Here is a 13,121-nt window from a genome sequence, read left to right as displayed (position 1 = left end):
TTTCCTTGCAGTGTATCTCACTACTTCAGGCTGGGGTTGGCAAAATTTGAATTGATCCACTCAAATGTTGCGGGGGCCCGCGGGTGGGGGGACCCCTCATCTGCTTGACCGTGCAGCTCGCTCAGTGCGTATTCACACCCATGTACAAATCCCTGTCCCGATTCGGATCCGGGTCTATCGCGACGGGTGGATCGCCGAACGGATCTGGAGGAAGCGGGACTTTGCTCGTCTTGAGTCTCAGTGATATCCGCTCGACAATCCGGGCTAGAAAAGGCTTGCGTCCTGCAACCACGATGCGCTCCCTCGTCAATGCTGTCGACTTCAAAGTAGACGCATCTGCCTGTCAATACAAGGAGAAGCGCTCGAAACCGCACCTGGTCCCCTATGACTTGGGTTAGTGTTCGTCGGCAAAAGGACGCGGCTGTCCTATGCGCCAGTGAGTCGTGAATTGCGGTCGCCGGGTTCGCGCTCGCTCGCCCGAGAGCTAATGGTCCTCCGCAGCAAGCGTTTCGGGCACACGCCATCCCGCGACGACGTCTGCCGGCACGGCGCCAAGTTGCTTCTTCAACCGCTCCCTGACCGGCCTCGTCGCTTCCTCGACCAGCCCCTCGACAGCGTCCACGAGCTTTGCGAACTGCTCCGCAACCACCAGCGGCATGGGATGTGTAAACGTCACCCCGACCACGTCTCGGACCGCACCGCGGTCGTCGAGTAACGCAAGCGCGACGGCCAGCACCAGGTCAGATTGCGAGTGGGCGACGGTGGTGTTGCGGTACTTCCGAACCATGTCGTGGACCGGCTGCAGTGCGGCCGGGATTCCGGAGAACTGCTTCATCGTGTCCAGGCGGTGCCGCACCGTCGATTCGGCAAAAGGCCGCGAGTACGCGGTTACGGCGTGCATTGTCAGCGGCAGCCAGAGTTCTGAGTCGTTGCGGGCGTCGAGGGCCAAGCCGAGCGCGTGCGATGCCTCCGATAGGTCAGTGGCGTGGCTCGTCAAGTCGACGAGAAGTCTGGCGTCGGCGGAGTCTGGAACCAAGGCGATGCTATGGCTAGGCAGAAGGCTCATTTTGAGGTGAAGTCTGACGCACGATGGTTGGCGATGACAAGCGCGGCACGAGATCGCGCGCACCGCCGCAGACTGTCGGAGGCGGGTGGCCGGGCTCTGCCTGGACTGCACCGCTAGCGATGAAAGGTTTCCGAGCCATCGCGTAGTCGGTTGGCCGGCCGGGGAATTACTTGCGACCGTCGCGGACTCGCGGCGTATTGTCTGCAACGTCGAGATCAATCCGGCCCATGATCGCAGTGTCGACGTACAGTCGGGTGATCACGGGCCAGGGCGGGTCTGCGGTGAGGAGTTCGGGACCGAGCCCCGCCCAGAAGTTGACCTCATCGAAAGGCTGGACGGCGCTGAAGGCCGCGGAAGTCGTGCCCGCAGCGAACCCGGCCGGTGCCGACGGCGTGTAGGGAACAATGCCGGGTGATCTCACATAGCTGATCGTCGCTATTTCTAGTGACCCGGCGCCCAAGCCGTCGGCGTCGGCAACAAAGCTCATCGCGCCGGGGCGTTCCGACTTCCAGAAGCGCTCCTCGAACTGACCTGTGCCACCGTGCCGCTCATCGAAGACGACATGAGCATGCACCGGGGAGCCAGCGTCGCCGCTATCCTCGGATCCGATCAACAAGAAGGTCATGGTGCGCCCCTAATATTTCGGGCCGGTGAGGAAGTAGTGCCAATTGTGTATTCTGATCGCATTCTCGCCGGGGGTGACCTGGGCCGACTGTTGGCTCCAATCCTGACACGTCCCTCGTTCATGGCCCTCGCACTTGACGTGCTGCCTCGTAGTCAACCGAATTTAGGGACATCGTCGGGCTCCCGCTAGTCGCCTCGGCCCCCCGTCGGCGACGCTCTCGGGCCCCAAGCATTCAGCCCCAAATTCCGTGTCACTGATGAATCAATGGCTCACCCGTGGCTGACGACGAACGGCAGACCCACATGGACGAGCGTACTTATTCGCCGAATACCGCGGACCAGAGCACAGCCCAGGTCGCGACCGCTGCGATTGCCGCGACGCTGATGCGGGCGAACCTGAATCGAATCCATGGAACGACAATCAGCAATGTTGCAGTCACCCCAGCCGCTATCCCGATGAAGACCATTGATGCGGCCGGGTTGGACGCTATTCCGAATCCTGCTCCGCTGCACCCGCTGATACCGCATTTACTCACGGCAGCAGCAAGGAAGAACGTAGCGTCCACAATCAGCGCTATCGGCACGATCCAAAGGAGATGGATCGGGTGCGATTTCATTGGTGTTTTCATCGCTGCGCGATACTCACGCTTCCTGCGCCGTTCCAGCACCCGCTCGTAACTGAACCAGTTAAGTGCGCGGGTCCGACGATGGAAACGCGACCAGGCGTAAAGAAGTCAATGGCGATCGCGGGATCGGAGGTTATACCGCCGGATATTGATTGCGAGCGATCTGTGGCGCAATCGGTGACGCTACCGAGAGTTATGATCTTCACCTTATAGGCACTCGCGTCAGCGGTTTGGAACTTGATTCCATTGATTGCCCGCAAGTTGTCGACCAGAAGCGTGAGATCGCCAGACAGATTGACCGTCATCCCTTGGAAGGTCACGGTCTCGCATCCAGACGTCGTTAGACGAGCATCGACTATGGTGGCTGCGCCTACTCCGATATTCGCGCCGTTGAGGCTGGACGCCCATGGCGCCACTGTGCAGCCTGGATTGGCGCTTAGAGCGGACGACCAAGACGGCGCATTGTTCGCGATGGCAGCTTCTCGTACCCAGGCCTGCCATGTCTTCGTGGGGTTCCCCTCAGTGACCGACTCCATCGTCTCAATCGGAGTCGTGCCGGGTGCTACCGCGGGGACTTGGGCGTGCTCACTTATCGTTCCACCGACCGCGCCGTGTTCTTCGATGTACGCTCTGGTCGCGCCGACGGGGATGAATATGCCTCCCGAAGTCAGCTGTCCCCCGATCTTGGCGCTTGCCTCGAACGTCACGGAACCGGCGGAGGTGACGCTTCCGGTTACGTAAGACCGTGAGGTCATGTGCACAGTTCCTCCTGCGACTAGGGAGCCATTTATCTGGCACTCATCGGTCAGGTGGACGTCGCCGGTTACGACGGTGTCCCCGTCAATAGTTCCGGCCGTGTTGCACTCAAGATCTCCGTCAACTTCGATGGGCCCGCCAAGGCGCGTTGAATCGGTGAGGGTGGTGTCCGAGGAAAAGCGGTTCGTCGGTTCAGCTGCCCGAGTGTCAATTGGGATGGGGTGTGACGCGAAGCCCATCTCTGCCCTATCGTCCGCAACTGCCAGCATGACTTGGAATTGCGAGCCTTCTGGGAAAGTGTGTTGCACGACTGGACCGGTCGCGGAGGTCTGGTCACCGAAGTCCCAGGTGTAGCCTGCGATTGAGCCGTCTGCGTCGCTTGATCCGGAAGCATCGAATGTGAACGTTCGGCCCGCGCCAACCTCGGTGTAGGACGCGACAGGGGCGATGTTGGACGGGTGCTCGTCAAGGACGTTGACGGTGACCGGCTCGCCACCTTCGGCTATTTCGGCGCCGTAATACTCAATTGTCCACTGTCCCGGCTCCGGGTTGTCGACGCGCCATGTTTCGAACGTCGGGCCCAGGGTGTGCACCGCTCCATTTGTCGATTCCCGAGTTATCCGCGTTCCACTCGGCGACACCAGAGTGGTTACCACGTCGCTGCCCGGCCAGTTGACTGCGACATTGAGTGCCCGCCCCGTGACATCTACGTATTGAGATAGACGGGCTTGAGGCTGGATTGTGAAAGTGGGAACCACTGGACGATCGAGGAACTCTTCGATGCGGTTGGCCATCAAGCGGTGGCCCAGAGCGTTCGGGTGGTAAGACTCGCTCTTCGGTGAGTTGTCCGGGCCGAGCACGACCCCGTTTTGAGCCGGGTCCGAGGAACAGATTTCGTGTCCTTTCGTCACGTCTGCCATGTTTACGTATTCGACTCCGCTGGATTTAGCCGCGTCGCCGATCAGTCTGTCTGCTTTCCCGATGGAATTATTCATCCAGAGCTGATCTCCTAATCGGATTATGCCGGTTGGGCAGATAAGTGCACCTTGCTCGGGGAAGAACTTCGGATATGAGATTGCGATGATGCGGGCGTATGGTGCCGCGTTCTTGATCTCGTTGTACACGGTACCGAGCGCAGATCGAATGCTTCCATATTCGAGCTGACGCAGCTTGTCGTCCACTCCGGCGCCGAAGATCGCCTGGCACGCTGGCACCCAAGGAGTGGTTGGCGAGACTACTCCGACGATGACGCAATTCGTGACAGTTCCAGAGAAATCGAGGTCGTTTCCCGCGATCCCAATTGTGACCAGCTTTGTGTCGACGCCTAGCGCGTCGAACTGAGCGACTCCGTCGCCGTTCGCCCCGTTGTCTAGGTCGGCCATCACCGCGCCCGAACATGCCCGAAACCTCAGCTGGAGGTGGACGACCTGATCGCTAACCAAGAGGTTGGGGTAGGCATTGTCGGAGCGATGACACCTGTTGTCGGGTGTGTCAGTTGAGTCGCTGTAATCGTAGGCACCTTCGCCAGATTGAAATGAATCTCCGAGTGCAACGTAATAGGCTCCGACAACGCCGTCTCCGCGAACGTTGAATACATATCGCCCAGGAATGTTCGATCCTAGCTTTCCCTTTACGAGCGCTGTCGGCGACGAATCGAGGAAAGAGCCGGGGATTGCGGAGCCCGGAAGTTGGATTGAGCCTGCGGCTAGCCCATCGCCGGATGCGAATCCTGCTACGGCGGAAGATCCGCCTAGGCCGTTGACCCCTCCGCTTGCAGAGCCCGTTTCCCACTGGATCCGGCCGTAGTTAAAAATGATGTCGAAAGCGCCGGAGGCGACGTCACTGGAACGGTCCACAATCATGAGCTGGAATGAATTGGTTTTGTCGGTTCCGTTGCTGTAGTAGCCGACGTCGGTCCAGTTGACGCAGAACGCGCGATGGTTGTCGTAGGTGAGTTCTCCCCACCCCCATTGGACGGCACCTGCGCCCGCGGGACGGGTATCCACGTCTGCGAAGAACGGAGCGATTATAGCTTCACGCGTGTCGGCCAGCCCGAATGGCGTGTATGCCCCTAACGCACCGTTGAAGGTGACGTTGCCGTTGTTGTTTATCCAGATCTTGTTCCGAATATGCCCGTAGAAGTTGATCGGGAAGGGCAAGTCGACTTGAGCGCTTGACGCATCGTCGTTGGAGGCCAGGTCGTGCTGCATGCAAGAGGCAGCATCGACTATTGCAGATGTTCCTGCGTGCGCTGGTACAGCTACGCCTGCGAGGAGAAAAGCACCCAGCACAATCGTTGCGATAGTTTTCCAGATCGTACGCGTGCTCTTCATAAATCCCCCGAGTTTGTGGTATCTGAATTTATTGGGAAATGCTCACCCATTTCTTCCCCCCGTCCGGGGTGTTTCCTCGAATTCGGTGCCCCCGCTCACCGAACGGTGAGAATCACCATTGCGCACGCCGATGGGCCCACGCCTCCCCAAGCCGTCCGTTACAACTTCCGAGCAGACTCCGCGTCACACCGGGACACGGAATACCCCGATGAGTGTTCGATTCTCCGACTAGCATTCCGTTGCCTATTCGACTGGTGTCGGGCGCGATTCTGTTGGAGATGCCTTCTGTCATCCCTCTCTGCCGATCTTTGTGGGCGTGTCGATTGTTGTTATGTCGACGTGCCGTCCTACCGTCGGGCCGTAGAGACACCGAGAGGAGGTGAGAGAAATGCCCGATTACAACGTATTCAAAGATGGTGACGACTGGGTCACGAAGCGGGATGACGCGTCACGCGCGTCTTCACGCAGCAACACCCAGCAGGATGCCTATGACGCGGCGAAGGGATTCGCCGGCAATGGCGGTGGCGGTGACGTCACGGTCAGTGGTGAGAATGGTCAGTTCCGGTACAAGAACACGATCAAGCCCGCCGTCGATCCGCACCGCACTAAGGGCTAGCCCAGGCTAGCCAACGGAGGCCGGTCGTAAGTGGGGAAGATTTGCGGCCGGCCTTCACCATCACCGGTGTGGAGCGTACGGAGGAAGCGGTCAATGCGTCATCTCTCCCTTTCTGGATGCCCGGTGGCCAAATTCACGATCCATGCCGGCGTCGAAACCCGCGGTCTGCCTCGCCGATCAGCGTTCACCCTTACCTGCGCCGCTCGCACACGTACCCTTTCCGAATAGCGAGGCCTCGGCGGTTCCGCAACGACCGCCGACGTCGCAGCCGAAAACTCATCGGCGGCCCCGTCCTCAACGCTCACGTAGACGAGATATTCACCCAGAACATCGACTGCCGCAATCCGGCCATCAAGCAGCGCCTGCAACTCCGTCGCCGTCAGCGTCAACGTTTGTGCCCCGTGTCTGCGCCCGAAGAGAAATAGACCGTCCCTCTCGACCCTGACCCTCCTAATCAGTAACCTTTTCGCCTCGCCCTCGAATCGGATCCAGGCCGACTTCTTGTCGTCATCGCTGGGCATCGTCGTCCATCCTCTCGATCTTCTCCACGAGCGACGGCGAGAAGTAGTCCCAGTACGGAGTGTGGTCGTCAACGGGATCTAGCGTGAGAATGGCGATAGTCGCTGTGTGCAACATGCGGATGTTCAGGAGCGGGAGCGGTCGGTCGATCGTCGGAGACTTCCGCGCCCCAGCCATCGGCCGCCTCTCGACGGTCCGAGCGTCAAGATCGATGGCGAGCATCGCGTCCTTTATGCGCACGTTCCATCGGCCCTGGTCGCGCATCGTGAGTCTTTCGACCTTGGCCTCGCCACGGGTGAAGAACTCCAACTGCAGGGTGGCCGTATCGAGTACGGCCAAGCTCACCGTGTTGGCTTCGTTCTGATCGAGGACGACGACACGGCAGCGGAAAGACTCCGCGTCGTCGCCGAACGTGACGACCTGGTCCACATGGCGGTGGTAGTGCGCTCCGACATAAAGCTCGGGCCGCACTGCTACGAATCCGCGGTGGAACATGCGTCGACCTTGCTCGGCGTATGCAACGGCCTCCGGTGGCCAGTCGCTGTTCTCGGAGGCGAGCGCACGGTCGAGGTCAGGGACATTGAGCGGGGCGTCGTGACCGAGGAGCACATCGACATGGTCGGAACCGAGTGCCACGAGGTCTTCTTCCGTCAGTGATTCTTCAGGCCACCAGTCGGTGTTCACGGTTCGGTAGTCCCGGTCGATCGAGTTGGCGCCACCAATCACGGCAAGGACTTTGCCCAGACGGACAGCGTGACTCGGCCAGCCGGAGTCGTAGGGCCGGAGCGTCGTTCGAAATCCCCTAGTCAGGTAGACGATGTTGCGCCGGAGCCACCGGAGACCGTGCGCGTCCACCGCGAATCGTTCTTCGATCTTCGCCAGCCAGTCGTGGTTCCCGTCGAGGAACAGAAGCGTCATGTTCCTCACGGCGAGGCGTCGACTGATCTTGTTCAACGCCCGATTCCAGTCCTCGTGGGGCCATGGGTAGCCGAAGTCGCCCAGGACGACGATCGTTCGGACGTTCCTCGCGGCAAACGTCTGAATCGATGCGATCAGCGCGGAGAGGTCTCCATGGACGTCTCCCAGCAACCCGATCTGCCGATCTGTCTGAAGCGCGTTCGGTGGCTCGCTCACAACAGAGCCGCCTCTTCGACTTCCGACAGCCGCTCGATCGACACCACGTCCATGGTGCGGCGCAGCGTGAACGGAACGAACGGGAGGTGGAGATCGAGGGCGAGGACCATCGGCGTGCCGACCGTGCACTCGAACACGGCGAGGAGGTCCAGCTGTTCGTGATCGCGTCGGAGCGCGGCGACCTCAGTGGGAGGTGCCGTGCCCGGGTGACGACGGACGACGTTGAGGTCGAGGCTGATGATGTATCGGGAAGACGCGGTGCGGACGAGATAGGCGCCGCGGGCCTGGTCCATGAGGGTGTGCACGTCGGCCTCCTGCTGTGACTGTTGACGACACAGTAGACGGGCCATCGAGACGCTGCTAGGCCCCACGGCGTTAGTGGCGAGGGGAAGTCGTGGTAATTATAATGCCCGCGTGGTCGTCTCGCTCAGCTTTGTCGGGACCTTCGATCGATGATGCCCGCCGTGGTCGACGAGCAAGACGCACCCTGTTCTCGCACGGGGCATCGGGAATCCGCACATTGAACCTGACGTGAGAATGTAGGTCGGCTTGACCAGAGCCCGCGCGGCTGGGGACGCATCGTCGTGGGTTCCGAATGCCACACGTCGCAACCAGGCGGCCCGTTCAGCCGGCGCCATTGGCGCCGGCGCCTTTGACGTGATCGCGCTGAACATCTCGACCAGATGGGATAGGTCACCGCTGTTGCCAGCCTCCCGGGAAAGGCGTCCGACGGTCTCGCCGCCTACGAGGGTCCAGTCGACGCTCCAACCGGCTTCGCGAGCAATTCTGTCCCAAAAGAGCCGCTGCACGCGTCCATTTCCATCTCGGAACGGGTGAAGGTAGTTGAACGCGTCGTATTGGTCCGCGAGCTTGCGGACGAATTCGTGCTTCCCGAGCCCTTTCAGGTTTCCTTCTTCACGAAGCGAGTTCGCTTGATTCCACGCATTCCGTTCGATAAGTCGGTGGTCTGCGAACTTATTGGCGTTCGGGACTTGTTTCGCGATCCCCATAGTCCGGAGTGTGCCCGCCCAGTCGTAAACGTCCTGGAAGAGCGTTTGATGGATCGCTTTCCATTCGTCGAGATCGCCGGTCGGCGAAGGCCAACTTTCGACTAACGACGAAAGACGGAGCAGGCTGAGAGAGCCTTCCGCGATTCGCAAAGCCTGAGGTGTCGTCGCGCCGACGAGATTTCGAAGCACCCCGTTCTCGGAATATGGGTCCGGCAGCGAAAGATCATTCGAGGCCATAACGTACCCGCCCCCGCCGGATGATTTCTTCGGACGAGAGATTCCCCGCTGCGTACTCGATTAGATCGGCTTTGGTTTCGTCGTCGACTTCGGCGCCCTCGGACTGCCACGCGTGCAGCCCCAGTCCAACCATCCGTGCACGCTCGTCCAGTGCCGCACCTTCGGGTATGTGCTGCTCGGCCATCCCGTTCTCCTTCCAATGGATTTCTCGAACTCTGTCATGGTCCCTATGCGCGGCATCAGTCCGGCTGGTGAGGCATTGACGTTGACCCGACGATCATCTCGGACGACGGGTTCCGCCCCGCCTCGTCCGGATCGGCGTCAGATATGGCGGTGTCCGAAAACAATGCGGCTACCCGTGCTGTTTATGACTCGCCTCCATTCTCCCGCTCGCGCCGCACGGTGCCGGGCAAGAGGGCAAGCCCGGCAGAAAATCGCAGGGGCAAGAGCTTGGGCTGGTAGGGAGCGATTCCGGTCATGTCTTTCTATATGCGGCGAAACTGGTTCTAATGTCACCTGCCGGGGTTACGATTCCAGTGATGGGATTCGCCCTTTCGAGGCGAACCATCCGGAAATCCCGGATAGTTCGGTGCGCTCGAACCTTTCGCTACCAGCGGAGCCGCCGGCACGCTCGTTAGCGATGTGCGCGTCGAACCCACAAGGACTTCTTTCAAGTTGGCGCGTTCAGGGCTCAGTTGGACCTTTGCCAGTGCACAAGTCTCCAGCTGGGAAAGATTTCCCCCGTGTCGGGGGCGCTCAGCGCTTGATTGAAATCGACACGTTGACCGGACGCTTCACCCGCGCGTCACGTATGGCGGCTTGCGTGGGTATTGCCCAAGGGAATCTAACTACGCGCATCTCACCGGAATCGTAAGCCCGTCACTCGCACTGAGAATCATGCTCGTCGGCGCCGACGGGGGCGTTTCTTCGGCACGAGGAATCCGACCAGCACGATCGCGGCCAAGCCGAGGAACGGCCACGGGTTCTCGTAGAAAGCGGCGCCGAAGCCGGTCGCGAAAGCCCCGAGGGCGTTGAGAAGAGCGTTGAAGAAGAGTTCTGCGTAGTCGATGTCCATGGCCGGACGCTATTGCGTGCCGCCGACATCGGACGTCGGCCAACGGGCGACCGCGCTGGAACGACTCAGAACGGTCGGGTCAGGCGGGTTGTCGCTCGGTTCGACAGGGTCGATCATCTCAAAACCGTCCCAAGCGCTTCAGGACAGCCGATCCCAGTAACGGCGCGGAAGTTGCCGAAATCACCGGAACCTGTCCCAGACCGGTCCTGGACAGCGGATGCCATATAGACGCTGGCATCGGAGGCCCTCGGACCCCTCTGTCTTGGTGTCTTGGCGAAAATACAAGACCTATAGGGAGATGAGGGTATATATATCCGAAACCTAAGCCGAGATATATACCCGGAAATCCCCTAGTTAAGTATATTAATGCCAGATCTTCAGTACAGATAGATAGATAGGGGCTGCATCCCTTATAAACACTGGGAAGCGTTGTCCAGGAGCCCTTCAGGACACTTTGGTCAAGATCCGCGCCGTTACTGGGATCCGTTGTCCAGGGCCCTTCAGGACAAGCTGGGACAGATCGGCCTTTTAGGCCGTTTTCGACCCGAAAAGCGCCCACGGACGCCATTTTCGTCATTTTTGACTCGTGGCCACGACCGCGAGATCCGTTCCGCCACCGGCAACGTGACGTCGTTGGTCCACTTCCTCCGGCGACTCCGCGATCGTGGAGCCGACCGATTCTGACAACGTCGCACCCTATGACCGGGTGACGATCGACTGTTCCGACGACTCTCAGCCGCCCAGTTCGGGTCCCAGGCGAGGGGAAGCCTTCGTCGGTGAGGCGCGACCAGCCGCCCGCGACAACGGTGCCGCCATCTCGACGGTGACCTCCGCAACCTGCCGGCCGTCCTCTGTGTCTTCGTTTAGTCCCAGCTGGTCCGGATCTCGATCCATAGATCCGGTGTGCAAGAAAACCAGCCCCGTGACCAAGACGCATTCGCCGCCGACGACGCCGACACCGCAACCATCCGGAAGGCCCGCGGCGCCTTCTTCACCCCGCCCGCCATCGCCCGGTTCATGACCGACTGGGCACTCCGCGACGCCCGCGACACCGTGCTCGAACCCAGCTGCGGCGACGCCGAATTCCTGGTCCACGCAGTCCGACGTCTCACCGCCCTCGGCGCCCGCCGCCCGGCCGTGGCCGGGGTCGAAATCCATGCCCACAGCGCTGACGCCGCCCGGGCGCGGGTTGCCCACGCCGGTGGCCGACCCGACATCCAGACCTCCGACTTCTTCGCCGTGGCCGCCGGCGACGAACGCGGATACGACGCAGTCGTCGGCAACCCACCGTACGTCCGTTCCCAAAATTGGTCCGGCGAACCCCGCGACCGTTCACGCTCCGCCGCACGGGCCGCCGGAGTCGAACTCAGCGCATCCGCCAGCAGCTGGGCCGCGTTCACCGCACACGCGACGTCGTTCCTGGCCCCCGGCGGGCGCCTCGCCTTCGTCCTCCCCGCCGAGCTCCTGAGCGTCAACTACGCGGCAGCGGTCCGCAGATTCCTCTACGAAAAGTTCAGCTCCGTCGACCTCGTCGCGTTCGACGACCGGGTGTTCGCCGAAGCCGAGGTCGACGTCGTGCTGCTCCTCGTCGACGGCTACGGCCAGGGGCCCGCGGAGCACATCACCGTGCACCGAGCCCGGAACGCCGTAGCTCTTGACCGGGAGCTACCGGCACAGAAGTGGACACCGTCCGACCCGTCCGCAAAATGGACGCCGGCGCTACTGCCATCCGAGGGCCTCGCCGCATACGCCGCCGCCGCCGGGTTCACACGTCTGGAAGAGTGGGGCGACACCACGCTCGGCACGGTAACCGGGAATAACAACTTCTTCGCCCTATCCCCGGCACGCGCAGCAGAACTCGGATTGGATTCCGCGGATCTCCTACCGCTCTCCCCTCCCGGAAGCGGGCACCTCCGCGGGCTCGACCTCGCCGTCGACGCACTGGCCGCGCTCGGCCGCAGCGGAGCACGGACCCTGCTGTTCCGGCCCGCGGCCGAACCGTCCGGTGCCGCCCGCGCCTACATCGCCGAAGGCCAAGACACCGGCGTATCGCGGGCCTACAAGTGCCGGGTGCGCGCGACCTGGTGGCGGGTTCCGCTGCTGGCTCCCGCCGACTTGCTCATCACGGCGATGAACGCGGACACTGCAAGGATCACGAGCAACGAAGCCGGCGCCCATCACCTGAACTCCGTCTACGGCATCTACCTCAACGAGGACCACCGCGACCTCGGCCGCGAGCTCCTCGCCCTCGCGTCGCTGAACTCCGTGACCCTGCTCGGGGCCGAAGTCGTCGGACGTGCTTACGGCGGGGGCATCCTCAAACTCGAACCACGCGAAGCCGATGCCCTGCCAGTGCCGGGGCCAGCCCTCGTCGCCGCAGTCGCACGGGAACTCAGCGCTGCCCGCGCGGAGGTCGCTCTCCTGTTGGATGCCCGTCGGCTTCTCGACGCCGTCGCGGTCATAGACCGCATCCTGCTCGTCGACGGCCTGGGGATGAGCGACTCGGATGTGAGAGTGCTCCGAGCTGCGCACGCGGTGATGTCGCGAAGGCGGAGAGGGCGCGGGAAAGGGGCTGAAACGTCCTAACTGCTCGCGCGTGACCAATTCTCCCGCCGTGCCCGCGGCAGATCGCGTCGGCCCGTTGATCGTCTTCAGGTCATGCGCGAACGAGGTCTCCTTGCCGGGCGGGGGCGTGCCGTCGTGACAGTAGCCCACGGTCCTCGCAGAGTCGCGCGGTGAGTTCACAGACCGGCCGTACCGGTCGGCGACACCGGCACACCTGGGGCTTGTCCGGCAGCGTGTTCCGATGGGCTGCTCAGGGCTGCTGCCTTCGGCATGGCCCCGACCTGTGGTGGCGGTCGCCGCTAGGCTGAATGATCCGATGTCGGTAGGGGGAGTGCACGTGACCGAGGACACACCGACGTCGGCGAGCGTGGGCGAGCGTGGCTCCGTGACGATGCTCGATGTCGCTCGACATGCCGGAGTCGCCTTGGGGACTGTCTCGAACGTTCTCAACCGGCCGGAACACGTCACGCCCGAGCTCGTGGCGCGCGTCTCCGCGTCGATCGACACACTCGGATTCGTGCGGAATCGTGCTGCCAGCAAACTCGCTGCGGGAGTGAGCG

General features: G+C 61.8%; 13 protein-coding genes. 4 read left to right on the top strand and 9 right to left on the bottom strand.

All coding sequences use genetic code 11. The features are described 5' to 3' along the window. Window positions 1-484: 484 nt before the first annotated feature. Window positions 485-1,066, bottom strand: a complete 582-nt coding sequence (locus tag ACLQ6X_RS13940) for a hypothetical protein (protein ID WP_411700757.1) — start codon at window positions 1,064-1,066, stop codon at window positions 485-487. Window positions 1,067-1,232: 166 nt separating this feature from the next. Beyond that, complete coding sequence (locus tag ACLQ6X_RS13935) at window positions 1,233-1,691, bottom strand: hypothetical protein (RefSeq protein WP_411700756.1); 459 nt, start codon at window positions 1,689-1,691, stop codon at window positions 1,233-1,235. A gap of 275 nt (window positions 1,692-1,966) precedes the next feature. Between ACLQ6X_RS13935 and ACLQ6X_RS13930 the strand changes: the two genes are divergently transcribed. Then, a complete protein-coding gene (locus ACLQ6X_RS13930) occupies window positions 1,967-2,368 on the top strand; it encodes a hypothetical protein (RefSeq protein ID WP_411700755.1) in 402 nt (133 codons plus the stop codon). Here ACLQ6X_RS13930 and ACLQ6X_RS13925 read toward each other — a convergent pair. Next, window positions 2,316-5,405, bottom strand: a complete 3,090-nt coding sequence (locus tag ACLQ6X_RS13925; RefSeq protein WP_411700754.1) for a nidogen-like domain-containing protein — start codon at window positions 5,403-5,405, stop codon at window positions 2,316-2,318. The two genes, ACLQ6X_RS13930 and ACLQ6X_RS13925, sit on opposite strands and share 53 nt — an antisense overlap. 388 nt (window positions 5,406-5,793) lie before the next feature. Between ACLQ6X_RS13925 and ACLQ6X_RS13920 the strand changes: the two genes are divergently transcribed. Continuing rightward, window positions 5,794-6,021 carry a DUF2188 domain-containing protein gene (locus tag ACLQ6X_RS13920; RefSeq protein WP_411700753.1) on the top strand — a complete coding sequence of 76 codons (228 nt, stop codon included), beginning with the start codon at window positions 5,794-5,796 and terminating at the stop codon, window positions 6,019-6,021. A 98-nt stretch (window positions 6,022-6,119) separates the two neighbouring features. Here ACLQ6X_RS13920 and ACLQ6X_RS13915 read toward each other — a convergent pair whose 3' ends face one another. From ACLQ6X_RS13915 to ACLQ6X_RS13890, 6 genes are all read right to left on the bottom strand, one after another. Beyond that, on the bottom strand, window positions 6,120-6,542 hold the full coding sequence (locus ACLQ6X_RS13915) for a hypothetical protein (RefSeq protein ID WP_411700752.1): 423 nt from the start codon (window positions 6,540-6,542) through the stop codon (window positions 6,120-6,122). Further along, window positions 6,529-7,674 carry a metallophosphoesterase gene (locus ACLQ6X_RS13910; protein ID WP_411700751.1) on the bottom strand — a complete coding sequence of 382 codons (1,146 nt, stop codon included), beginning with the start codon at window positions 7,672-7,674 and terminating at the stop codon, window positions 6,529-6,531. Before ACLQ6X_RS13910 ends, ACLQ6X_RS13915 begins: the two co-directional genes overlap by 14 nt. Continuing rightward, window positions 7,671-7,979, bottom strand: coding sequence for a hypothetical protein (locus tag ACLQ6X_RS13905; RefSeq protein ID WP_411700750.1), 309 nt, complete (start codon window positions 7,977-7,979; stop codon window positions 7,671-7,673). Before ACLQ6X_RS13905 ends, ACLQ6X_RS13910 begins: the two co-directional genes overlap by 4 nt. Before the next feature lie 96 nt (window positions 7,980-8,075). Beyond that, window positions 8,076-8,921, bottom strand: coding sequence for a Fic/DOC family protein (locus ACLQ6X_RS13900; RefSeq protein ID WP_411700749.1), 846 nt, complete (start codon window positions 8,919-8,921; stop codon window positions 8,076-8,078). After that, on the bottom strand, window positions 8,908-9,105 hold the full coding sequence (locus tag ACLQ6X_RS13895; protein WP_411700748.1) for a hypothetical protein: 198 nt from the start codon (window positions 9,103-9,105) through the stop codon (window positions 8,908-8,910). The genes ACLQ6X_RS13900 and ACLQ6X_RS13895 overlap by 14 nt, the downstream gene beginning before the upstream one ends. 711 nt (window positions 9,106-9,816) lie before the next feature. Continuing rightward, window positions 9,817-9,996 (bottom strand): hypothetical protein, encoded by a 180-nt coding sequence (locus ACLQ6X_RS13890; RefSeq protein ID WP_411700747.1) that lies wholly within the window; start codon window positions 9,994-9,996, stop codon window positions 9,817-9,819. 903 nt (window positions 9,997-10,899) lie between these two features. On the opposite strand from ACLQ6X_RS13890, the gene ACLQ6X_RS13885 reads away from it, so the two are divergent. Both ACLQ6X_RS13885 and ACLQ6X_RS13880 read left to right on the top strand, forming a co-directional pair. Then, a complete protein-coding gene (locus ACLQ6X_RS13885; protein ID WP_411700746.1) occupies window positions 10,900-12,582 on the top strand; it encodes a class I SAM-dependent DNA methyltransferase in 1,683 nt (560 codons plus the stop codon). A gap of 316 nt (window positions 12,583-12,898) precedes the next feature. Then, window positions 12,899-13,121: LacI family DNA-binding transcriptional regulator (locus ACLQ6X_RS13880; protein WP_411700745.1), on the top strand; the 223-nt coding region annotated here is incomplete at its 3' end.

This window comes from Conyzicola sp., from assembly GCF_046714715.1.
Lineage (GTDB): Bacteria > Actinomycetota > Actinomycetes > Actinomycetales > Microbacteriaceae > Conyzicola.
Note: the sequence above shows the minus strand (reverse complement) of the source record. Positions and strands in the feature narration are given on the sequence as shown.

Bases quoted from the DNA above. Each gene is read 5' to 3' on its own strand.
- ACLQ6X_RS13940 (WP_411700757.1), bottom strand. From the start codon at position 1,066: ATGAGCCTTCTGCCTAGCCATAGCATCGCCTTGGTTCCAGACTCCGCC.
- ACLQ6X_RS13900 (WP_411700749.1), bottom strand. From the start codon at position 8,921: ATGGCCTCGAATGATCTTTCGCTGCCGGACCCATATTCCGAGAACGGG.
- ACLQ6X_RS13915 (WP_411700752.1), bottom strand. From the start codon at position 6,542: ATGCCCAGCGATGACGACAAGAAGTCGGCCTGGATCCGATTCGAGGGC.
- ACLQ6X_RS13925 (WP_411700754.1), bottom strand. From the start codon at position 5,405: ATGAAGAGCACGCGTACGATCTGGAAAACTATCGCAACGATTGTGCTG.
- ACLQ6X_RS13890 (WP_411700747.1), bottom strand. From the start codon at position 9,996: ATGGACATCGACTACGCAGAACTCTTCTTCAACGCTCTTCTCAACGCC.
- ACLQ6X_RS13920 (WP_411700753.1), top strand. From the start codon at position 5,794: ATGCCCGATTACAACGTATTCAAAGATGGTGACGACTGGGTCACGAAG.
- ACLQ6X_RS13935 (WP_411700756.1), bottom strand. From the start codon at position 1,691: ATGACCTTCTTGTTGATCGGATCCGAGGATAGCGGCGACGCTGGCTCC.
- ACLQ6X_RS13895 (WP_411700748.1), bottom strand. From the start codon at position 9,105: ATGGCCGAGCAGCACATACCCGAAGGTGCGGCACTGGACGAGCGTGCA.